Annotated in this window: 14 protein-coding genes; 13 read left to right on the forward strand and 1 reads right to left on the reverse strand. The window is 51.1% G+C overall.

Annotated elements, in window-relative coordinates:
• Positions 1–351 carry a DNA-directed RNA polymerase subunit beta gene (locus GZH47_RS34165; RefSeq protein WP_225446122.1) on the forward strand — a complete coding sequence of 117 codons (351 nt, stop codon included), beginning with the start codon at positions 1–3 and terminating at the stop codon, positions 349–351.
• A 190-nt stretch (positions 352–541) separates the two neighbouring features.
• Here GZH47_RS34165 and GZH47_RS18290 read toward each other — a convergent pair whose 3' ends face one another.
• The gene (locus GZH47_RS18290) at positions 542–2,731 is read right to left on the reverse strand and encodes an Ig-like domain-containing protein (RefSeq protein ID WP_162642426.1); all 2,190 of its coding nucleotides are present in this window, start codon (positions 2,729–2,731) and stop codon (positions 542–544) included.
• Positions 2,732–3,157: 426 nt separating this feature from the next.
• Here GZH47_RS18290 and pgsA point away from each other — a divergent pair, with 426 nt between their 5' ends.
• The 12 genes from pgsA to metK all read left to right on the forward strand — a co-directional run bounded on the left by pgsA (position 3,158) and on the right by metK (position 24,590).
• The gene (gene pgsA, locus GZH47_RS18295) at positions 3,158–3,739 is read left to right on the forward strand and encodes a CDP-diacylglycerol--glycerol-3-phosphate 3-phosphatidyltransferase (protein ID WP_162642427.1); all 582 of its coding nucleotides are present in this window, start codon (positions 3,158–3,160) and stop codon (positions 3,737–3,739) included.
• Positions 3,740–3,897: 158 nt separating this feature from the next.
• Complete coding sequence (fabZ, locus tag GZH47_RS18300; RefSeq protein WP_161745759.1) at positions 3,898–4,329, forward strand: 3-hydroxyacyl-ACP dehydratase FabZ; 432 nt, start codon at positions 3,898–3,900, stop codon at positions 4,327–4,329.
• Between the two features lie 245 nt (positions 4,330–4,574).
• Positions 4,575–6,287: a phospho-sugar mutase gene (locus GZH47_RS18305; RefSeq protein ID WP_162645316.1), complete on the forward strand. Its 1,713-nt coding sequence runs from the start codon at positions 4,575–4,577 to the stop codon at positions 6,285–6,287.
• A gap of 57 nt (positions 6,288–6,344) precedes the next feature.
• The gene (locus tag GZH47_RS18310; RefSeq protein WP_162642428.1) at positions 6,345–8,456 is read left to right on the forward strand and encodes a DUF5693 family protein; all 2,112 of its coding nucleotides are present in this window, start codon (positions 6,345–6,347) and stop codon (positions 8,454–8,456) included.
• Entirely contained in the window at positions 8,405–9,604 is a 1,200-nt protein-coding gene (csaB, locus tag GZH47_RS18315; RefSeq protein ID WP_162642429.1) for a polysaccharide pyruvyl transferase CsaB, read from the forward strand. Before GZH47_RS18310 ends, csaB begins: the two co-directional genes overlap by 52 nt.
• 231 nt (positions 9,605–9,835) lie before the next feature.
• On the forward strand, positions 9,836–10,969 hold the full coding sequence (locus tag GZH47_RS18320) for a glycosyltransferase family 4 protein (protein ID WP_162642430.1): 1,134 nt from the start codon (positions 9,836–9,838) through the stop codon (positions 10,967–10,969).
• A gap of 173 nt (positions 10,970–11,142) precedes the next feature.
• Complete coding sequence (locus GZH47_RS18325) at positions 11,143–15,204, forward strand: S-layer homology domain-containing protein (RefSeq protein WP_162642431.1); 4,062 nt, start codon at positions 11,143–11,145, stop codon at positions 15,202–15,204.
• A 507-nt stretch (positions 15,205–15,711) separates the two neighbouring features.
• A complete protein-coding gene (locus tag GZH47_RS18330; RefSeq protein WP_162642432.1) occupies positions 15,712–18,570 on the forward strand; it encodes an S-layer homology domain-containing protein in 2,859 nt (952 codons plus the stop codon).
• A 176-nt stretch (positions 18,571–18,746) separates the two neighbouring features.
• Positions 18,747–22,067 carry a hypothetical protein gene (locus tag GZH47_RS18335; RefSeq protein ID WP_162642433.1) on the forward strand — a complete coding sequence of 1,107 codons (3,321 nt, stop codon included), beginning with the start codon at positions 18,747–18,749 and terminating at the stop codon, positions 22,065–22,067.
• Positions 22,068–22,204: 137 nt separating this feature from the next.
• Complete coding sequence (locus GZH47_RS18340; protein ID WP_162642434.1) at positions 22,205–22,705, forward strand: hypothetical protein; 501 nt, start codon at positions 22,205–22,207, stop codon at positions 22,703–22,705.
• A 92-nt stretch (positions 22,706–22,797) separates the two neighbouring features.
• Complete coding sequence (locus GZH47_RS18345) at positions 22,798–23,067, forward strand: alpha/beta-type small acid-soluble spore protein (RefSeq protein WP_162642435.1); 270 nt, start codon at positions 22,798–22,800, stop codon at positions 23,065–23,067.
• Positions 23,068–23,387: 320 nt separating this feature from the next.
• Positions 23,388–24,590, forward strand: a complete 1,203-nt coding sequence (metK, locus tag GZH47_RS18350; RefSeq protein ID WP_162642436.1) for a methionine adenosyltransferase — start codon at positions 23,388–23,390, stop codon at positions 24,588–24,590.
• Positions 24,591–24,662 lie beyond the last annotated feature (72 nt).

The following is a 24,662-nucleotide window of genomic DNA, read 5'->3' on the forward strand; positions in this document are numbered from 1 at the left end:
ATGCCTATGGATTCAAAGAAAGAAACAGCAGCCGGCCTGGAAGGCGTAACGACTGCGGAACGCAATAATTTGCTTGGCGCTTCGACGGCCGGCGATGCGCGCAGAACCGCTAATCACCCGGAACGGGAAATGACCGCGAAAGAGACGAAGGCTGCTGCGCGCAAGAAGCGTCATCCTGCCGTCCGCGTGATCAGGTGGATGCTGCTTAAGAGCATCGTGCCGATCTTGTGCGTTCTCGCTGTTATCGGCGGGATGTATATCGGTTATGCGGTGTTGGGCAAACGGCCTGGAGCTGAGATTTTCGAGGTCGAGACGTGGAAGCATATGTACGATCTTATATTCGCCGATTGATTGAATCGGCTTAACGGCCTGTTTAGCTCAGCTAAGCAGGCCTTTTACTGTCTGCGTCCCTTCATGCACCTCCGGGATTGCCTGGTTATAAGCAAGGCCCTCAGAAGGGCATGAAAAAGCCTGCGGCAGCCGTTCTGGAACGGTACCGCAGGCTTGTTGTTGTTCGATTGCCGATAGGCTGTTCGCGCTGCTATTTCACGGATACGCGGATGGTTGCCGACTTGCCGTCTATGGTGGCCCGGATATTCGTCGAGCCTTTCGCGACAGCCGTGATGACGCCGTCCGTTACGACGGCTACTTTACTGTTGCCGGTTGTCCAAACGACTGCTTTCGAAAGGTCCGTCAAACGTCCGCCTTCGTATTCGCCGACGACTTTCACCGTTTCGGAACCTTCTGGCGCAAGGGTAAGCGCTTTGCTCGATGGCGTAAGCTTCCTCAGCTTGCCGATGACGGAAATCGTCACGCTGACGGATTTGCCTTGATATTCGCCGGTCAGCGTGCCCGTACCTTCCTTCAACGTCTTCATGGAGCTGCCCTTAATTGTTGCAAGCGATTCGGGATTGATGCTCCAATTCATTTTGGCGCCGAGGGCAATGGTCTTGCCGCTCTTGTACACGCCTGTGACCTTGAGCGTGGCGGAACGTTCGGGACTGAAGGTGAGCGTCGTATTGTCGATGGTCAGCTTCGTGATTTCTTCTTCGATCGTTACGCGGACCGTCACGGATTTACCGAGATAAGTCGCCGAGAGCGTTGCGGACGCTGCTTGAATGCCTTTGATATTCGGTGCCTTCACAAGCAGATTGGACGAAGAACTCTTCCAGGTTACAAGCGAGGTGACGTCTTCCTCTTCGCCGGTGTCATAAGTCATCGTAATCGTCGGAAGCTTCGTGTCTTTCCCGATTACCACGGACAAGTTGGTCTGGTCGGAGGTCAGCAGGAGCGGATGCTCATGCACGTTCACCTTGATCGTAACCGTCTTGCCTTGCACGACTGCGGTCAGAACGGCCGTGCCGGCTTTCTTCGCAGTCCATTTACCGTCTGCCTTCTCGAATACGGTCGTATCGCTGCTCGTCCAGTTCGTTAGATTGGACACGTCGACAGTGTCTCCCGCAAGCGAGGTTGCGGATACTTTAGGGAGCGTGACATTGCTGTCATCGACGAAAGCGTCGATGCTGATCTTGGCAGCCGTAATGCTGGTAATGGTCGGATACACCGTCACATTCAACTGCTGTGTGAGACCTTTGTAGCTTGCCTTGATAATCGTGGCGCCTACGCCCTTAGGGAACACGACGCCATCCGAGGAAACGGTCGCGGCATAGACATTGCTGGAAGTCCAAACGATTCCCGATGTTACCGGAATCGGAGTGTCGTTGCCGTCAAACACGTCGAGCTTGAATTGAATCGGCGTGTCTTTCAGCGTGATGTGCTGATCTTCCTTCGGCGTAATGCGCATGGCTTCGTATGCCGGTCTAACGACGACCATGGTGCTGCTGCTAACGCCGAGATACGAGGCCGTAATCGTTGCCGTACCAACGCCGACTGGCGTTACTGCGCCGTTATCAACCGTTGCGACGGCGGTGCTGCTCGAAGTCCAGACGACTTTGATTGGACCGCTGGGTGTCCCGTCGGTCGTTACGGCTGTAGCTGTCAGCTGCTGCGAGTCAGTATCGATGTTGAACTCCAGCAGGTCCGGCTTTGTGCCGTCTTCTTGCGTAAGCGTAAGCGATTTATAAGGCGACGTAATGGTCAGTTTCACCGTGTCCGTCCTGCCTTTATATTTGCCGGTAATGGTCGTTTCGCCGGCTGCCAGCAGCGTCACTTCGCCGTCTTCGACGGTAGCGGCGCTCGTATTGGAGCTTGTCCAAGTTGCATCTGCCGTGAAGTCCTGATCGTTCGCGCCGCTCTTGGCAGCCATCAGGGAGTAGACGATGGTATCGCCCAGCTTCACGTTAATGGCAGAATCGACCGCCGTGCCGTCATTCTTGATCGTCACGCTGTCATATAGATAATCAACGGTGACAGGCAGCGAAATCTTGTAGCCTTGATAGTTGGCGCTAATGGTTGCCGTACCTTTGGCTACTGCGGTCAGGAGGCCGCTGGTTACTTTGACGATGGATGAATTCGATGTGGACCATGTAGCGTTCAGCGTTACGTTCTTCGTGGATGCGGATCCGGAAATGGAAGCCACGACATCGACCTGAACCGCATCGTCATCGATATAAACGCGGGCCATCGACGGTGAATTTTCGAAAGAGATGCCCGTGACGGCATCATCTGCGTAAGCGAGGCCGGCAAAGGACGAGAGCGTCAGGACAAATGCCAGTACAACGGTGAGCCATGGCCGGAATTTGACAGGGGCGACGAGTTTGTTCATGCGCATGCTGTTACATTACCTCCAAAGACATGAATTTTCCTTTTATATAGAAGAAAGCCGATGAGCCGGACCTTTCTTCTATAAAGAAGGGATGAACCAGCCGCGCCGCCGGATAGCGGCTTCCGATTCATCTTGTCTCTTTAATTAACGGCTTCGGAGGAACCAAATTGAAGGGATTGTGCATAATCTCCCAGATTTCGTTATGGTAAAGGCAAAAGAAAGCGGTGCTTGATGCGGGTTTGCGACATTGGACGAGGTTTTATTTTTTCCAGCGTAGCGGTATAATGGTTGAGAATGTCTGCAACCGATTGCCCCGGGAGATGAAAACCTCAAAGTCCTGTGTACGCAGCCCATCGACCGGTGACGAATGCTGTTTTCCAGTATTCCGTGTGGGGGAACACCCTAATCGCCCGGCTAGGAGGCGTAAGCGTAATGAATGTGCCCAATCTGCTCACTATGCTTCGGTTTGCGTTAATTCCCGTCTATATCGTCGTATTTGCGTCGGATGCTGCGAATCATATGATGTGGGCGTTCGTGATTATCGTATTCGCGGGCGTGACGGATGTTTTGGACGGCTATTTGGCGCGCAAGTACGGACAGGTTACGACGGTGGGTTCCATGCTGGATCCGCTTGCCGACAAGACGATGATGATCGCCGTTATTATCTCCTTGCTCGTAACGGGTCATATTCCATGGAGCGCGGGAGCGGCGATATTCATTCGGGATGCAGGCATGATCGTCGGATCCGCGTATTTTCATTTTCGGGGCAAGAAGACGGTACCCGCCAATTGGATGGGCAAACTGACGACGATGCTGTATTACCTGGCCATTTGCTTTATTTTCTTCGAAGCGCCCTGGGCGCGCACCTATTTATGGGGCGTTATCGCCTTCTCGTTCGTGACTTCCTTCATCTATATCGGGCTGTTCATGACGTTGAACCGGGAAGGCAGGAAAGCGAAGAAAGGCACATCGGCGGATGCCAATCACGAGGAGAATCACGTGCGGCAAGCATAAAGGCATAAAAAGGAGATTGCACGGGCATCGCTTCTGCAAGCGTTACGCGTTCAATCTCCCTTATCTTAACCCCACGACTGCAGTTTCGTGTAGGATGGCCTTATTGTGGCACAATAATAAGCAATTTATAACATGCATGATGAAAGGGAGTTCGTGAAATGCTCGATATTCGACAAATTCAGGAAATCATTCCGCACCGCCCGCCGTTTCTGCTGGTTGACCGCATCCTTGAGGTGGAAGAAGGCAAACGCGCCGTCGGTCTGAAAAACGTGACGATGAACGAGCCGTTCTTTACCGGACATTTCCCTGCCTACCCGGTTATGCCGGGTGTATTGATCGTAGAGGCGCTGGCGCAGGTCGGCACCGTGGCGATTCTGATGGTGGAAGCGAACCGCGGCAAAATCGGTTTCTTCGCCGGTATCGACAACTTCCGTTTCCGCGGACAGGTAACGCCTGGCGACACGCTTATCCTGGAAGTGGAAATCACGCGCCTGAAAGGGCCGATCGGCAAGGGACAAGCAACCGCTAAGGTGGGCGATAAAGTGGTGGCCGAAGGGGAGATCATGTTTGCGCTGAAGGATCCGGAATAATTGAGCTGAAAGATTATTCGCCCTGCGGGCGGTGTGAGCCTGCAATCGCTGTTGTAGATGGATTTCTTCCGATTAAATAAGACATTTATAGGTGGAAATTCATCTACAAAGGCGAACGCTGCGCTTTTCCGGCTTCACACCGCCCTCCGGGCTCACTTCTTTCAGCAGGGCTTATTCCGAAATCTAACAGCACAACATTGTGGAGCAGAAAGAAAAAGAAAAAGAAAAGATTATACATGGAGAGGATGCTGGAGATGAACCAATTGGCTGTTGAACGTTATGAGGCTTGGCTTGCTGACCCTTCTATAGACGCTGCAACTCGTGAGGAACTGGCTGCTCTTCGGGGAAACGATAAGGAAATCGAGGATCGTTTCTATCGCGAGCTGGAGTTCGGTACGGGCGGTCTTCGCGGTGTTATGGGGGCGGGAACGAATCGGTTGAACGTATATACGGTCGGCAAGGCGACGCAAGGCTTGGCGAATTGGACGCTTGGCAAGTCGTCTGCGCCTTCTGTCGTTATCGCCCACGATTCGCGCAACAACTCGCCGGAATTCGCTTTGGATGCCGCGTTGGTATTGGCGGCGAACGGCGTGACGGCCTACCTGTTTAAGGCGCTCCGTCCGACGCCTCAGTTGTCCTTCGCGGTGCGAGAGCTCGGCGCGACCAGTGGCGTTGTCATTACGGCCAGCCACAATCCGCCTGAATATAATGGGTACAAAGCTTACGGTTCCGACGGCTGCCAGCTCGTTCCGGCGGATGCGGAGGAAGTCATTGGCGCGATTCAAGCGGTGACTGCCTTCGATCAAGTGAAGCGGATGAGCCGCGAAGAAGCGGAAGCCAAAGGCTTGCTGAAATGGCTTGGAGAAGAGGAAGACCGCGATTATATTCGTACGGTAGCCGCGCAAAGCTTGAACAGCGAGCTGTTGAAAGGCGGACTTGGCCGGGATCTGACCATCGTGTATACGCCGCTGCATGGAGCGGGCAATATGCCCGTGCGGGAAGTGCTGGCGGAGGCAGGCTTGTCGAACGTACATATCGTCCCTGAGCAAGAACAGCCGGACGGCTATTTCAGCACGGTCAAATCTCCGAACCCGGAAGAGCGGGATGCTTTCGCGCTCGCGATCAAACTGGGACAGGAAATCGGCGCCGACATTATTGTGGGCACGGATCCCGACTGCGACCGAATGGGCGCGGTTGTACGTAATAATGAGGGCGAGTTCGTCGTATTGACGGGCAACCAGTCCGGTGCCATCATGGTCAACTACTTGCTCGGCACGCTGAAAGAACGCGGCCAGATGCCTTCGAACGGCGTCATCGTCAAAACGATCGTTACGAGTGAAATGGGCGCCGACATTGCGGTTTCCTACGGCGCAGAGGTCGTCAATACGCTGACCGGCTTTAAGTACATCGGGGAGCAGATGACCCAGTACGAGCAAAACGGCAATCGTACGTTCCTATTCGGCTACGAGGAAAGCTACGGATATTTGGCAGGTACATATGCGCGCGATAAAGACGCGGTTGTTGCCTCGCTGTTGATCTGCGAAGCGGCCGCTTACTATAAGCGTCAAGGGAAAACGTTGTACGACGTGCTGCTCGAGCTGTATGCGCAGCATGGCTACTATCTGGAGCATTTGGAGTCCCGTACGCTGAAAGGCGTAGACGGGGTGCAGCAAATCGCGGGCATCATGCAGGATTGGCGCAGCAAACCACCGGTAGAAATCGCCGGCGTACGCGTTGCGACCGTATTGGATTACTTGCCGGGGCTGGACGGCCTGCCGTCGGAGAACGTGCTGAAATACATGCTGGAGGACGGTTCCTGGTTCTGCCTTCGTCCTTCCGGTACAGAACCGAAGATCAAAGTTTATTTTGCCGTTCGCAGTCAATCCTTGAGCATGGCGAAAGACGCCATCGGGAAGCTGACGGCAGCCGTGATGGAGCGCGTAGACAGCAAGGCATAAGCAGAAGCTTCCAGGCGGGGGCAATCCCCGCCGGAAATATGTTAAGGAGTGGAAGTTGTGCGTCAGAACTGGCAGCATTGGAACCGCAAGGGCGTTGCGGTATTGGTTATTTTGATCATCATCGGTATTATCGCGGCGTTGCCCGTGGGCGCGACGCGTTGGAAGATGGAGCGTACGTCTAAACAGGTCGACATTATTTTCGACTACCGTGATTTGATGCAAGTCGCGGCCTACAAAACGCATCCGCAGCAATTCATTCAGGATGAGCTCGTCAAAATGAAGTCGGCCGGCATCGGCTCGATGGCCGTCTACGAAACCTCGCTTCAGACGCTGAAGTGGATCGGGCGCGTTTCCTTATACGGCTCGGATACGCTCAGCGACCTGACGGGTACGCCGTACGATAAAGACGAGAATTACACGTATGTGTTGTTCAATTCGAAGGCGGACGAGGAATCGCTGCGTCCTATGATTGAAGCAACTTTCGAAAGCTGGGGCATCGCCGTATCGCCTTGGAGCTTCAAAGACAGCAGCGGCTTGAAGCTGGAAACGCCTGTCGAGGATGCTATGCTGAAGGTGATGCCGCCTGACCCGTCCACGCTCCAAATGCTGCACGACGCCGGTTTCCGCATCATTCCACGGCTGTCGGACCGTATCCCGTATAACGCGGCCGAAGTGGACAAGATGCTGGATTCGTATCAAGCGCTTGGCGTGAATCGCATTTTGTTTGACGGCAACTCGGTTAAAGGGTATGCCGACAACGCGGAGCAGCGCAGTTTGACGCTGTTTGCCGATTCGCTGAACAAGCATCGAATCGGAATCACGACGATTGAGAATTCTACTCCTCAGAAGGGTCTGAGCACGCTCGCCTATCTGACGGATTATAATGTAGCCCGACTGTATTCGCTCCCGGCTCGCGATGCGGCAGCCAAGAGCCCGATCGATCTTGCGGACCGTTTCCAGCTTGCCGTGAAGGATCGGAGCATCCGGATGTTCTATATCCATGCCGCTGCCTCGAGCAGCACGGCGAAGTCCATGATTACGGATCCGATGGAAAACATTTATAACTCCTTGCAAGGTCCGGACGGCTTCCTAACCAAAATGGACAAGCTTGGTTTCACGCCTGGGCCGGCCGAGAAGTTCGATTATTCGATTCCGTCTTGGCAAAAGCCGCTTAAGGCGCTTGTCGCGCTAGGGGCGATTGCCTTCATCGCGCTGCTTATCCAAGCTTTCTTGCCTGGTGCTGCCGTTCCGGCCTTCATTATTGGTTTGATCGGAAGCGCAGGACTGTACGTGTTGTCCAAATCGACATTCGAGCAGGGGCTTGCGCTCGGCGCGGCGATCAGCGCTCCGACGCTGGCCGTCATCTGGGCGATTCGCCGGGTGCGTACGCATACGGTCGGCAACCGCAGACCTGTCGGCGGCACTGACGATATCGCTCCAGGGCGCGTTAACGGCGGCATGCGCTGGGTGTTCCCAGGCATCAGCGCGGGACGCCGGTTCCTGATGGCCATCGCTATCTTTGCGACAACTTCATTGATTTCCTTGTGCGGCCTTCCGTTCGTCGTCGGCTTGCTCAACAATATGACGTATAAGCTCGTGTTGGAACAGTTCCGCGGCGTCAGCCTGCTTCATCTCGCGCCGATCGCGCTGTCCGGGCTTTATCTGGTGCTGTACACCGGCGAGTCCGTTATCGGCAATGTGAGGCGAGTGCTGAAAATGCAGATTACGGTATTATGGGTTGCCGTGGCCGCGGTCTTGGGCATTATGGCGATGTATTACTTGTCCCGTACCGGTAATGCAGGCTCGGCTTCGTCGCTCGAACTGACGTTCCGCAATTTCTTGGAAAACACGTTCGGCGTGCGGCCAAGAACCAAAGAATTCCTGCTGTCCCATCCGCTCTTCTTCGCCGGTATCTTCGTTGCGCTTCGATATCGCGCGGCGTGGGTATTATTCATAGTGGGTTCGATCGGGCAGCTGTCCATGGTCGATACGTTCGCGCATATTCATACGCCGCTCCAGATTTCCTTGATTCGCGATTTGCTTGGCCTTGCGCTGGGCGCATTGATCGGACTTGTGCTGATGGGCGTTTGGCAAGTTGTGGAAGGAGCATGGAAACGATGGGCACCGCGGTTCAAACCGAACAAAACATCGCTCAAATCCGGCGCGTAGTCATTTCCGGCTATTATGGATTTCGAAATAGCGGCGACGAAGCGGTTCTAAAGTCGATCCTATTCGCACTGGCAGAAGAAGGCGCGCAGCAAGGCGTTACAATCGTGCCGGTCGTCCTCTCGGGCGATCCGGCTTGGACGACGGAGATGTACGGCGTGGAAGCCGTGCATCGGATGAAACTCGGCGAAATCATTCGCGCGCTTCGCGGCAGCCATGGCTTGATCAGCGGCGGCGGCAGCTTGCTGCAGGATGCGACCGGCGCCGCGACGATCCCGTATTATACGGGCGTTATCAAGCTGGCGCAGCTGCTTCGCAAGCCCACGTTTATTTACGCGCAGGGCATCGGTCCCGTGAATCGCCGGTGGATGGACCGGCTGATTCGCGGCGTGATGCGGCGCAGCGCGTACGTGTCCGTGCGCGACGCGGAATCCGCCGAGCTGCTTGGGCGGATGGGCGTTTCGCGTGACCGGATCGACGTCGTGCCCGATCCGGTCATGGCGCTGCCGCTTGCGGGCGAAGCCGCAAGCGGGGGTTGGGCCGCCGGCGCGGAGGGGGCGGCCGAGGCGGGCGCGCAGGCGGCAGCTGCGGCGGGGGATTCGCCGCCGTCGCTGCCGCCGGTGGTCGGCGTGTCCTTGCGGCATTGGCGCAAGGACGGGGCCGACCTGGCGCGCGCAGCCGCCGCGCTTGGCGCGCTGGCCCGCAGCCGGGCGGTGCGGCTGCGGTTTCTCCCGTTCCACACTCCGTCGGACGCGGAAGCGTCCCTGCGGGTGATGGAACAACTGGGCGATCTCGGCGAGAGCACCGCCGAGATCGCGTCGCCGGGCGATGACCCGCAGGCGATGCTGCTCGAGGTCAGCCGATGCGACGCGCTGTTCGGCATGCGCCTGCACGCGCTGATCTATGCGGCGAACCAGTCGGTGCCGCTGATCGGACTTTCCTATGATCCCAAGATCGATCAATTCTTGAACCGACTCGGCTTGAAGCCGATCGGAACGACGGAATCGCTCGATCCGGATGCTTTTGCGGAAGCTGTTGGGCGGTTGCTTGACGGGTCTGCGCAATGGCGCGCGGAACATGGAGCGGCAATCGAGCGGTTGAAACGCGAAGCGCGAACGCCCGCGAAACAAATTGCTTCTCAATTACGTTAATCTAGATATAGAAGCTGCAACCTGATGGAACCCTATGTTACTGCGGACATGTAGTTATGCGGCCGTAAAATGAAGCGAAAGCGCTGTGAGTGAAAGAAAATGTCGCAAAAGCATGCCCAAGCGTTCGAAATATCGGTATATTTCGTGAAAATTGCTTGAAAATGAGAGTGGAGATTCTTTTGCAAACAGCGTATAATTCTATCCGGCGATAGCTATGAAAGGGAGATGGAAATGAGTCACGTCGTTCTCTATACAGCCGCATTCATAATTGCGTTATGTCTCGCGCTGGCACTCACCCCGTTGGTCATTAAACTGGCATACAAAATCGGGGCGATCGATAAGCCGAATCACCGAAAAGTTCATACGAAGATCATGCCGCGGCTTGGCGGTTTGGGTATATATGCTGCATTTATCGGCGCTTATTTCGCCATACAACCGTTTATTCCTGAAGGGCTCTTCCGCAGTTACGATAAGAACCTGGTCAACGCGCTGCTTGCAGGCGGAACCATCATCGTTCTCATCGGCGCACTGGACGACCGTTTCGAATTATCGGCTAAAGTAAAACTGCTAGGTCAAATCATCGCGGCTTGCGTAGTCGTCTTCGGTTTCGGGGTCAAGATCGACCTGCTGAACATTCCGTTCGGCGAGGCGATGCAGCCCGTAGCGTCTTGGATCAGTATTCCGATCACGATCCTCTGGATCGTAGGCGTCACGAATGCGATTAACCTGATCGACGGCTTGGACGGTTTGGCCGCGGGCGTCTCGGGTATTGCGATCGGCACGATCCTGGTCATGGCGGCAGTCATGGGCTTCGCGCCTGTTATTCTGCTAAGCGCATTGCTGCTTGGCGGCGTTATCGGGTTCCTGGTCTATAACTTCCACCCGGCTAAGATTTTCATGGGGGATACCGGGTCGCTCTTCCTCGGCTTCGGTCTTGCGACGCTTTCGATGCTGGGCTTCAAACAAGTAACGATGGTTTCGTTCGTTACACCGCTGCTTATTATCGGCGTTCCGTTGTCGGATACGTTCTTCGCGATCGTTCGCCGCTGGATCAACAAGAAACCGATCTTCGCGCCGGACAAAGGCCATCTGCATCACTGCCTTCGCGAGCTCGGCTTCAGCCACCGCAAGACGGTTTTGATTATTTACGCGATTGCGGCATTCTTCGGAATTTGCGCGGTGCTGCAATCTACGATTGTGCAATCCGCCGCCGCCAATTGGATTACCTTCGGCGTCATCCTGGTTCTTGTCTTCTTCCTTCAGATCGGCGCAGAGCTGATCGGTATCGTCGACAAGTCCCGAAGACCGCTCCTCAGCTTCCTGCAGCGTTTGCTGCTGCGAACCGAGCAGTCGCGGTCGAAATAAATAACGGTTGAAAAAAGCTTTGACCCTTCAAGTGGTCAAAGCTTTTTTTTTACAATTTTTGAAAAACCGATTCCGGTTCAATTCTTCGCGGAGCCTAAACTTTCTTCTAAATACGACCGATAACTACAATACAGAATTCAGCTGAAGCATTTACATTTTGGAGGAGGTTTACCGTGAGTAAGAAACTAGGCGCACTACTACTGATGCTCGCACTCGTATTACAGCTATTGCCGCCGCTAGGCGTGTCTATTGCAAATGCAGCACCGGCACCTGCAGGCAGCTTTGTCTTCCCGGACGAGAGTTACGATCCTGTATCCCCCCGCACGACTTCGGATGAGCGCGTAACATTGAACGGATCCGTTAACAATGTGAATGCATCCAGCATCACGTACAGCGTGTTTCAAGTCATCGACACGAAGGGCGATGTTGATCCGACTAATGATCAAATCGGAAATTCGCGCGAGAATTTGACTAGCAATATCTATATTAACGGCTTCAGCTTGCAGATTTACGGCCTTCAATTGTTCCCCGGACTCAACCGTATTACGTTCACGGGCATTCAAGGCGGCAGCCAGGTCTCGAGCTCGATCTATATCAATTATCGGAACGGTCCGTTGTTTTACGACCTCAAAGCAAGCTTGGACGGGAATGTATTCCCGATTAGCGAACTAGGAACGACGGTCGTGGAATCGCAATATTCCCGCGGCAAGAGCTCGGCCGACATTAGCATTACGGGTAATGCGCCGAACGCCACCAAAGTAACGATCGACGTCAACAACAGCAGCCACTCGTATGCGGTGAACAGCACGAACAACTATTCGTTTGCCGCTTCGCCGATCAATTTATTAAAAGGAAAGAATCTTGTCACGATTTCGATCTCCAACCAGAATCAAACCGTCAAAACAACGAGAGAGATCGCCTTCTATAATGGAGACGTTACCTTCTATGATGTTAACATTGATGACGGGGGCGTCAAGAACGCATTGGAGTACAGCCCCAAGTTTCTCACAACGACTCCGAATAATTCGAAGTTGACAGGTAAATTAATCGTTCCCAACAAACAGTATAATGACGTGAATAATGACGGTATCCTGGATCCCCATCCGGACCCGGCGAGTGGTGTGCTTCCTGTTAACTATGTATTGAAGGATGGCGATAACACCACAACGACAGGAGACAAATCCGGTTCGATTCAAGCTACGCTGGATACCACCACTCCTGTAACGGCAACGAGCAAGTTTTTCGTATATAATTTCACGATAGACGCGACTGCTGACTTGGGCAGCGTACTGAATTTCGGTAATTACAGCTTGGTCTTATCGGCTGTCAACGAAGAGAAGAAGTACTTGAACAACAATCAAAGTGTCGTTGATTCCAGCCCGACTTATGCGTTTTCAATCTTGAACGCAGCCGCCCCTTACGTCTATCAGTTCAATTACCTGCCGGGATATAAAGAGGACAGAGCTTATGATGGCATCGAAGGCGTAGGCTTGGATGGCAAGAATATATATAATTTGCCGCTTGCGGTCGAGGTTCTGGTCGGAAATGCATCAGCGACTCCTGCCACCATCTTGAGTGCAACAAGCGGCAGCGGAATTACAACGACTTCAGGCATCACGCAAGGAGCATTGGCTGCCCCGGATACGGTGACGAAAGTTGTTAACGGCGTACCGACATCGTTTACTCGGTACTTGATCAAAGTCAGCGGACTGCCTTATGAAGGATCACAGACGCTTAACGTTTCGCTTGATAATACGAATGTTGCGGCATCGGCCAAGATTACGCTGCTCTTCGGTCCGTATGTGACCTTTGACCAAGTATTCGATAATATGAAAATCGATGACGATACGACAGATCCTAACCGGCAAACCAACCTCGTAGAGGGAAAATTGGATTCATTCGCTGGTGAACTTCTGAATATCTCCAATCCAGATGATATTCATTATGTGGCAAACACGACTACTCACGTTCCACAAACTATCTACTTCTATATCAACAATACCCTGGTACCATTAACGCAGGATGGAGCTGTAACGCGTTTTACTGCCGATCCTGCAAAAGTGTTGGATGCGCTCGTAACGGGCGAGAACTCGATTCGCTACGTTTACCAAGGCACGAAGAGCTCCTATGAGAAAACAATTAAAGTGTACCTGGTACCGACAAATTTGCCGGAAATTCCGGCAAAGGATACGCTTGGCGTCTTCCCGTATGACGTGAATAGCGATCCGATTCCGAATGACATGGACTTTACGTTGTCGGGCAGCATCTATACGACAAAGAAGTCGCAAATGAAGGTTTACGGAACTTTCGACTTTATTGATTTAGGTACGACAGAAACGGCCGTCGCTACTGCGATTGGCGCTTTGACAGCGGGAAAATACATTCTAAAAGTCGATAGCACGAATTTCACTTCGCCTATCACTTGGGACTTACAACAAAATGAGCTGCAGCTCTATAACAGCAACACAAAGACTGTTTATACGAGTATCAATACTAATAATCCGGCCTCGGGCATAACAGTCAGTTATGATTTGTATACGCAATCGTTCTCGTTCATTCTGGATACGCAGCAGTTGAATCCAGATGGCAGCTCCAGCGTGTATAACTTCTTTGTCTACAACAGCGGACTTGCCGGCCCGAGATCCAGCTACCGTCTGGAAGTCGATCCAATCGCGCTTCCGTATGACCTGGTTCGCCCGTTGCTGCCGACCAAAGCGATCGTGAATCAAAACTTCGTAGAGGTAGTCATTAAGGCTCCTAGCGCCGAAACGGTCGTAGTCAACAAAGTCAACGCGGAGAAAATCAAGTATGATGCGGATAACGACGGTACCTTCGATTACGATGCTTATCATGCTGTCGTTGAAGGACTTAAGCCTGGGGTAAACAAAATTACGTTTACGATTTCCAACGCAAATGACAAAACAACTGATTTCTTCAATATTACGTACGCTCCGACGAACATTCCTGGTGCGCAATATCTACAAGCGATGGGCAGCACCAATAAAGTGTTCGACGGTTCGTTAACCCTGACGTTCCCGAAAGGAACCTCATTGGTTCGGAAAGATTACAACACTCCGGATAAATACAAGAATCAGGTGTTTACGGGACATAAACTGTTGTTTGCAATTGCAAACTCCGAAGACGGCGTCGTAGACCGGCATGATTTCGAAACCTTGCCGCAGAACTTTGATGCCTTGTTGGATAGCTTTGGTACGAGCTTCAGAATCAAATTCCCGAACCGCTTCACCAAAGCGAGCCCGGTCTTCTGGGTCGATGCCGGCCTGGCTGATGATTTGAAGACGGCCAACTATGATCCGCTGACATATGGCGTGGATCCATACCAGTTCCCGAACGCCAAAGGCAGCTACGGAACGGATGTTCCAACGTATGATCTGCGGCCGGATGACAGACTTCTGACGACATCTAAACAAGGGTCGCTTACCTTGTCATTCGATCCAAGCATGCGAGACACGGTCGGTACGATCGTTACCGTATTCCGCTATGACGTGAAGAACAAGTATTGGGAGAATATCGGCGGCGTCGTCGACACGAAGAAGAATACGATCACGGTTCCGTTCAGCGATTTCGGTTACTATGTTGCCGGATCGATGTTGTACTCTTTCACGGATGTAACTAGCCACCCGTACGCGCGTAACTATATGGAGGCCATGTACTCCAAGGGCATCATGAATGCGGCAGGGCTGGATGAGTTCGGTGCCGATATGTACGTATCGCGCGGCGAATTTGCCCGCATGCTGATCAAGGCTCTGGACGTTCCGTTGAACTATGAGCTTAGCAAACTGCATTTTGACGATGTGCCGGGAATCGTGAATGCAGACGCACTATGGGATTTCCGTTATATCGAAACCGCGGCCCGTGAAGGGATTATCAGGGGCACGCAGCCAAGGACGTTCGAACCAACGAACAATCTTTCCCGCGAAGAGGCTGCCGTCATTCTGTCCAGAGCGCTGGATACGAAACTGGATACGGATGCGAACAAAATCAATGCGAATCTGCAGAAGCAGTTCAAAGATTATGCTCAAATTACCTACTACGCGCGTGCAGCCGTTACTGCTATTGCCAAGAAGGGCTATATTCAGGGTTCGCCGGTAGATCCGAAGGATCCGAAGAAGGGCTTTACGTTCGAGCCGCAATCCAGCTTGCTCCGGTCTGATGCAGCGATCATCGTCGGTAAAGTTCTTGCCGATCTGAAGCGTCTGCCTAAACTGAACTAAATTGGATGACATAGGACTGCCTGGGGGAATCCCGGGCAGTCTGCTTGTTCTTGCATTAGCTACTAACCATTGCTAGAGTTCTCTTTACATGGGAAATGTTATCTATCGACGGAAATAGGACAAACGTCATATAATGAGAAACGTGGTAGACAATCTGTCCTGATACATATGACTCATCGACAAATTCGAAAGAAGCATGTCGTGAAAAGTTTTTAAAAGTTTTTTAATCGACAGCGCAACTTTTTCGAAACCGGTGCGTTTAATTACATGACGATGGCAGTTAGAAACCTGTAGCTACGGGTAATAGAGCTTGGTATGATTTGTGAAATTGCTCTTTACGCTAGTAGGTGCCCATTGTATAATGTTAAAGTGGCGTTTAGACCCTACCATTTTTTTCTTGTCTATTTTTGTTTACAAGATTCTGCGACAAGTTCCTACAAGGAGTCACTTTTTGCAGACATTATTATACGAATCATGCTCAACTCGTGAAAGGGGGTGAATCGGCCAATGAGACAAACGAGCAAACAATATTCTAAACAAAACTCTCAAGAACCGAAGGTATTTAGAGGAGGAGAAAAAAAGGTTATGAAAAAAAGTTTATCTCTAGTAGTAGCAGCAGCAATGACGCTGACTACGGCATCGGTAGCATTCGCTGACGCAGCAGCTCCAACAGCAACGGACCTTACTTCGCAACAAAAGTTTGACGCTCTTAAAGAGCTTGGTATTTTCAGCGGCTACCCAGGTGGCGATGCTGGTCTTGACAAAGAAATGACTCGCGCTGAGTTCGCGAAAGTACTTACGAAACTCTCCCAATTGGAAGAGAACGCAGCTGCAGCAAAAGTTTACACGGACGTTCCTGCTACTCACTGGGCAGTTGGATTCGTTGGCGCTGTAACTGAAGCGAAAATCATGAACGGCATGGGCAACAACAAGTTCGTTCCATCCGGTAAAGTATCGATCGAGCAAATCGCTAAAGTAGCTGACTTGGTTGCTGGTGTAGAACCAATCGCTGACGCAGAAGTTGCTGGTACAGTATCCGGTTGGGCTAAAGGTTATGTTGCAGCAGCAATCAAAGCCGGCCTTCTTCCTGAGCTTCCTTCCTACCAAACAAACGCAACTCGCGACCTGTTGGTAAACGTTACTTATGACCTCGCTGAAGGCGCAGCAGAAGCAACTGTAGCTTCCACTAAAGTTGTTGACGCTACTCACATCGAAGTAACATTCTCCGATGCTGGCGTTGTTAAGAAAGAACTGACAACTGCACTGGTTGCAGGCGTAGCTACTAAAGTATCCGTAGACTACAACGGCAAATCCTACGAAGTTGAAGTTACACTGCCAGCTTTGAAAGCGACTGAAGCAGCACAAACAGGCGCTAAAAAAGTAACAGTTAAGTTCAACCAAGCAGTATCCGCTGCTGACCAAAAAGCTCTGACTTACGAGCTGAAATCCGGCCTTACTACATTCCCTGTAACAGCAACGTTCGCGGCTGACGGTCAATCCGCAGTTCTGGCGGCAGCTTACCTGCCAGCTGGTGACTATGCACTGACAGTTAAAGGCAGCGACGCTATCAACCTGAAAGTTGAAGCTGAAGGTCCTAAGAAAATCGACATCGGCGCAACTTCGATCCAAAACGCAGCTAACCAAGATCTGGGCGTGAAAGTCTACAACCAATTCGGTGAAGAGTACACTTCGTCGCCGCAAATCACGGCTGTTGACATCACGAGCGGCTTCTCCGCTGCAAGCAACACGAACACTATCGATCTGAGCGACAGCACGAAGTTCAAGATCGGCGATAGCTTTGCTGTCACGGCTGTATTGCCATCGGCTGGTCTGTCTGCTAACAAAGTTCTGAAAATCACGAACGGCAGCGCAGCTACAGTTATTACTTTGGGTCAAGTACAACCGCAAACTGGCGATTCGCGCATCGTCGTTAAAGACGGATACGTATTGCCACTGTCCATGGTAGATGCGGATGGCAAAGCGGTTAAACTGCCAATCAACACTACAATTGACCTTTCCGCTAACACGAAGTCCGCAGCTGGTCTGGTATTCTACTCCAGCGACGCAGCTATCGTTAAAGAATTGAAAGTTGATTCGAACGGCGTAGTTAAGTTCAACGCGCTGAAGTCCGGTACAGTATACCTGACAGTAACTAACCCTGCTACAGGTGCAAATGCTGCGATTTCCGTAGTTGTTAACGCTAGCGCAGCGATCAGCACGTTCCAACTGGGCAACTCCGGCTCGTTGATCGTTCAAAACGAGAAAGTTGTTCTTCCTTTCACAGCGGTTGACCAATTCGGCGCTCCGATCGCGGCTAAAGACGCGAACATCACTGCTGACAAAGTAACTTTCAACGCATTCGGCGTACCAGTAGTTCCTACTAAAAACGCTAAAGGCGAATTGGAATTCACTTTCACACAAACAGGTTCGACTACAATCTACGTATACGTTAACGGCGTACTTCAAGCTAACCCAGTTAGCATCTCCGTACAACCGGCTAAATGGTATACGGCAGTGGACAGCATCCACGACGTTGCAACGACGTATGAAGTTGGCGCATCCAACGATTTCGATGCTACTAAAATCAAGATCCAAGACAACTATGGTCGCGTATCTGATATCACTGGCGGTGTAACGGTTACTTCCAGCGACAACGGCATCGTATCCGTAGCTAACGGCAAGTTGACTGGCGTAGCAGCTGGTACTGCTACAATCACTGTTAAATCCAACATTGCTGGCAATGTGGATAAAGACGGTAAAGCAGTAGCAATTGCTGACTACACGTTCGATGTAACTGTCGTTAAATCCAGCGACATCAAATCCTACGCAATCGACACGATCGCCACGCTCTATGGCAACTCTGACGCTGCTAAAGTAGTTGGTCATGAGAAAGCCGTAACGCTTGTTGGTAAAACAGCTGGCGGCACGACTGTAGCACTGGTTAACAACGTTCCTACATTCGTAGTGAGCTCGGATGTTAACGTTCTGACTGTAGCAGGAAACGGTACTTCTGTTGCCGGCGTTAAAGCTGGTAAAGCAACGGTATCCGCATACTACAACGGCTCGAAAGTGTCCGATCAAGAAGTAACGGTATCCGAAGAAGCTCCAGTTGCTAAAACTGTTGAGTTCGACAAAGACGAGTACACAACGGTTAATGACGTTGTAACGCCTGTTGTAACTGTAAAAGACCAATACGGTATCGTAATCGCGAATCCAAACGGTCTGATTCTCTTCACAGACAACATCGCTACGTATGATGCAGCTACTAAAGAAATCACAGCTACTACAGCGAGCGCAAGCACAACAATCACGTACATCACTTCCAATGGCGTACAAGACACTGCAGTGCTTGTAACAAATGCTTAATCATTAACTCATCACGAAAAGCAGACGAGGATTTCCTCGTCTGCTTTTTTTATGCTATGCAAATAGATTCATATCCCCTTCATCTCAGAGCGCTATACTCAAAAAAGAAGAATGGCATGAAACTAATTCAATCATTCAAGCGTCTATTAGAGTATTAGATATCTGGAGGGATGTTCGTGGCACAGAAGTGGGTTAAGCTCGGGGTAGTGGCATTAGCAAGTTCGGCCTTATTGTTTCAGAATGTCGACTTCTCCGTATCGCCGGTTTCGGCTGCGGCAAGTACGACGACGAACTCGATTTCCAGTAAGATCGTCAAACTGAACGCATCGGCGTACTTAAGTATTAGAGATGTACATCTGACGATGCAGAATCAAGGCAAGGTTCTCGTGTATTCGGTAAGTATTACCAACAACGGGAATACCTCGCTCGATTTGATCGATTATTGGCTTCGCGTGAAGACGAAGTCAGGCAAGTCTTTTAAGACAACGGTTATCGATGCCGATAAGGACATCAAAGATATTCCGGCCAAATCTACGCAATATTTAACCTATTACACGACAGTCGACAGCCAAACCAAGCTGACCGACCTTACGTTCCAGGTCGTGAAATGGGATTTCTCGGCGGCGGATTATGAGCGAGTATTGGGGAATATCGCCTATCCCGCGAATGGAACGGATCGAATTGCACCTTATAAAGCTGCAGTCATGCTTTACGATAACAATAAAATTCGCAGTGCAATTAAACAGTCTTACATAACAACCGATGCAACGAATGCGTATTTGGTCGTAAACCTTCTCGTAGAGAATGTTGGCTTCCAATCTAGCGATCTGTCAAAGATGAACTTCTTTGTACAGACGGATAGTTTCTCCAAATATAATGTGACCGCTTCCGGTATGGATCAAATGACCATTCAGCCGAATGAACGCAAAATCGTGACGCTGCGTGCAACCATTCCGCTGGCTGTTGCCGGAAAGCCGCTGTCGCTCTTAGTCGCGCAGAACGATGAAGCGAGTAAACTTCAGCTGCCACTCGGACTTTACTCCTTGCCAGCAATGAAACCATTGGCCGCAGCAGCGGCTGGCAAAACGCAAATGGTATATATGGCGGGCACGCCGGTCAATACGACGGCAGGTCGAGTATTCGTATCCCAAGAGACGAGCAGTAAAGATATTTCGATGGAATTTAAGTTGAAGAATATCAGCTCGGCCTCGATTGCGAATCCGGCGCTTGATTATTTTATCGTTACTGCATCGGGTACAAGCTACCCTCTGTCCTATATGAAAGAAGATAACGCCACGCTGCTTCCAAATATCGAGAAAACCGTGACGTTAACCGGACAAGTCCCGTCGAATGTCAATTTAACGAATGCGAAACTTGTCGTAAAATCCCAAGCGACTGAAAAAGAAAGTGCCTATATCATCGGCAAGTATATGGTTCCAAGTCCGGTGGCTGCCGCGGCCGTGGGTAAGTCGCAATTGGTTTACATGACGAATTCGCCAATCAATACAATGGCAGATAAAGTGTTTGTCTCCCAAGGGACGAGCAGCAAAGACGTCTCAATGGAGTTTAAAATGACGAATATCGGCACGGTCGCGGTCGATAATCCAGCGTTGGATTACAATATCGTCACTGCTTCCGGTACAAGTTATCCAATGTCCTATGAGAAAGTGGATAATGCCAAATTGCTCCCGAATATTGAAACCAGTGTTACGCTGACCGGACAGATTCCTAAGAACGTAAGCTTAACGAATGCGCGCCTTGTCGTGCGGTCCCAAGCATCGGATAAAGCAAATGCATATATCATTGGCATGTATACCATTCAAAATCCGGTAGATGCCGAGGCTGCTGGAGTGGGCAAATCGCAATCGGTCACGCTATCGAATACGCCAGTTAATACGCTGGCTGGTCAAATTTACGTCTCCCAGGGGACGAGCAGCAAAGATGTTTCGGTAGAGTTTAAGATGACGAATAACGGAACGGTCGCGATTGCCGATCCGGCACTGGACTATTTCCTTGTGACGGCGTCCGGCACCAACTATCCGCTGTCTTACACGAAAGATGATAACGGTAAACTGCTTCCGAAAATCGAGAAAACCTTTGCGCTGTCCGGACAAATCCCTTCGACCGTAAATTTAACGAATGCGAAGCTTGTCGTGAAGACGCAAGCAACGGATAAAGATAAAGCGTATAATGTCGGAACGTATACGCTTCAATCTGCGAGCCAGCAAGGCTCGTTAGGCGGATCGTTTATCTACAATGATTTTGCTGTGAAGCTGAACACGATTCAACGCGCGCCGTCGAGCGAGGATGACATGCTTGTGGCATCGTTTACGGTGACGAACAGGAGCACGGCAGCCGAGCAGGTTCCGGCACTAGGCGGATATTTCATGGTGAACGGCGTGAAGATCGGCACGGAGCAAAAGGCGATTGCCCTGGATGATTCGGTAACGATCGGTCCTGGCGCCTCCGCGGACTTCGTTGTTTACTCCGAAATTCCGTACACGACTGCGATCGATAAAATCACGTTTGTGAGCACGGAGACGGTGCAGGATAAAGCAGGCAAACAGCTCTATCAATTCAATGCGCAAAGCTTAAGTGCGATTCCGTTCAAAAAGCAGGAAGACTCTTACTTAATCAAGAGCATTGGCAAACGTTCCACCGTTAACGTGCTGCGTACGGCCGTTTTCAACGGTACAACGAAAAATAATTTCTACGCAGAATTCGAAGCGGTCAATAACGAAATGCGATCTGCGGCAATTGCGCCACTAGGCGGTTATATCGTCGATAAGAAAGGCATTGTCATTCCGGTTCAGTTCGCGACCGTGAAAGACAAGCTTTCGCCAAGCGGCAAAGCTCTGCTCAGCGCATATGCAGAGATTCCGAAGAGCTTCGATACGTCGTCGTATAATTTGATTTTGGGCCAATCGATTGTTTCCAGTAATAGCGGAACTGGCGGTACTGGAACATCGGGTAGCGGATCTGGAACAGGAGATACGGACACGCCTGCGGCAAACCCTGTACTTGTAAATATGGTTTCCTATCCATTAAGCGCGTCTGCACCGGTAACAAGCTCCGACCTCGGAAAAATCCAATTTGCCGGATACACGCTCGGACTGCATTATATCAATGCCTTCCTTAGCGTTGCGGGTCAGTATGATGTTAACGGCTTGAAAATGACGTTGGATTATAATCTAGCGAAAAACAACGACTACGAAGTCATTACTGGCGATCATAAGCTATTGGTTGAATTCGTGAATCAAGATAATAACCATTTGACTTATTCCAAGCAATTCTCTCTCTTAACCGGCGCAGCTAATGATGAAGTACTGGTAGAGACCGAGGATAGCCCGTTAACGATCGCGTTCGACAACGATACTGCAATTCAATCCAAAATCCTGCACTATGACACGTATAAAGTAAATGTGTACGACGTCTTCCAAAATAGCAAACTGCTGCTGGCAAGCAAAGAAATGAACTGGTTTACGACGACTCCTTAAGAATTCCGCATCCAAACCTAAACCTGAGAAGAGCCGGCTATGAAACAGTCGGCTCTTTTTCATGAAAACAGAGGCACATGCCGATATAAGTCTAGTATGACAAATGCAAGATGAAGAGAGGCAAGGAGGACTAACGCGTGAGGTTAAATGGATACAAGTTGACGCTCTCAGTTGCAGTTGTGGGGGCCGCATTGTGGGTCGGATTAAAGATACCGACGATGGCAGAAGGAGACAGTACTTCTGTTACCCCAGGCTCCATTAACGACCCGGTCGTTACGAAAAGCTACATTGATCAACAAGTAGCTGACTTGGTTAAAGCCGAGGTTGGTAAACAATCCGGCGGACAAGCTGATCAGGGTCAGCAGGTGGAAGTGGTAACCGTACCGGTTGGTAAGTTCTTAATCGCGGATGATGGGGCGGAGTTCATCGTTCGTGCGGGAAAAGCCGTGGTCTATAGCGCAGACAGCAACGGCATATCGGATTTGACGGACGGAGTGGATATTACGAACGGCAAGCCGGTCCCGAATAATCATTTCATCTTATTCCCGCGCGGCGGTCGAGGCGTTACGCCCGCTCCTGGTCAAAAGACGGGGTTAACCGTGATGGTACGCGGCAAATATGAGCTTCTCGTGCAATAGTAGTTATTTTTACCCGGATTGACAACAACTTATCCGCTTCGAATGTCTGTCATCGGCACACAATACAAGCATCCCATTAGGAGGTGCTTACGATGTCGAGAAGTAATCGCAAGGTCGTTCCTGAGTGTGCTCAAGCATTGAATGAAATGAAGTACGAAATCGCAGCTGAGCTGGGCTTAATGTCCGGTGGCTCCGCAGGCGGTGCCGATACGGAATTTGCGTCAGAATTGGGCGGTACGTCGGGAGGCGGCGGGGCGCATGTCAATTGGTCGCAGATCGCTACGCGGGATGCCGGCTTCATTGGCGGCAACATCACGAGAAGGCTTGTCCAGCAGGCGGAGCAAATATTAAAAGGTCTGTAAAGCCAAGCCCATAAAGACTGTCATCCATTGACACCAAGCGACAGATTCGGTATCATACTGTTTTAGAGAGTTCTTAATGAGACCTTTTCCACATCGGAAAAGGTTCATTTTTTGGAATCCAAGATTTACTTATTCCTACCCCTGGATTTCTCCGGAATGAAACTCACTAGCCGTTATAAGACGGCGACACCGTTTCACCTTGGAATCGAAACGTTCAGCGTTAGATCCCGTATGGGACGACGATTTCTTATAGAGTCCCAGCAAAATGTGCATATTATGCATCATACTTAGAAATTCGAGTTGCAGGAGGTTGAGGTATCATGTCGTTAAAAGGACGTCATCTATTCACGTCTGAATCTGTAACGGAAGGACATCCCGACAAAATATGCGATCAGATCTCTGACGCGGTTTTGGATGCTTTTCTGGAAGTTGACCCATATGCACGCGTAGCGTGCGAAGTATCCGTCGCTACAGGCTTGGTGCTTGTTATCGGCGAGATCAGCAGCAGTGCGGATTATGTCGATATTCCGGCAATCGTGCGCCGCACGATCAAAGAAATCGGCTACACGCGTGCAAAATACGGCTTCGACTCCAGCACTTGCGCGGTTTTGACGTCGCTTAACGAGCAATCCGCGGATATCGCGCAAGGCGTTAACGCTGCGCTTGAATCCCGTGACGGCGTAGACGTTCGTCAAGAGAACGAAGATATCGGCGCTGGCGACCAAGGTTTGATGTTCGGTTTTGCATCGAACGAAACGCCTGAACTGATGCCGCTTCCGATCGCGCTCGCGCACCGTATTTCCCGTCAGTTGTCCGAAGTGCGCAAGAACGGCACGTTGGACTACCTGCGTCCGGACGGCAAAACGCAAGTAACGATTGAATACGTCGACGGCAAACCGACTCGCGTCGATGCGATCGTCGTATCCACGCAGCATGCGGAAGAAGTAACACTGGAGCAAATCCAAGCGGACATTCGCAAGCATGTCATTGCACCTGTAGTTCCAGCAGAATGGCTTGACGAAGAAACGAAATACTTCATCAATCCTACAGGCCGTTTCGTTATCGGCGGTCCTCAAGGCGATGCCGGTCTGACTGGCCGTAAAATCATCGTTGATACGTACGGCGGTTACGCTCGTCACGGCGGCGGCGCATTCTCCGGCAAGGATCCTACAAAAGTCGACCGTTCCGCAGCTTATGCAGCACGTTACGTTGCCAAAAACATCGTAGCCGCTGGCCTTGCGGACAAATGCGAAATCCAATTGGCTTACGCAATCGGCGTAGCAAATCCGGTTTCCATCAACGTGGATACGTACGGCACGGGCAAAGTCGACGAGGAAGTGCTTGTAGAAGTCATCAAGAACAACTTCGACCTGCGTCCTGCAGGCATCATCAAGATGCTTGACCTTCGTCGCCCGATCTACGGAAAAACGGCTGCTTACGGTCACTTCGGCCGTACGGACATCGATGTTCCTTGGGAACGCGTGGACAAAGCAGATAAATTGAAATCCGACGCGCTTCGTTAAGACAATGAAGAACGCCATACAGGCCGCTCCTTTAATGGAGTGGTCTTTTTTCGTGTCTTCTGAACGTTAAAC

Source organism: Paenibacillus rhizovicinus, assembly GCF_010365285.1.
GTDB classification, from domain to species: domain Bacteria; phylum Bacillota; class Bacilli; order Paenibacillales; family Paenibacillaceae; genus Paenibacillus_Z; species Paenibacillus_Z rhizovicinus.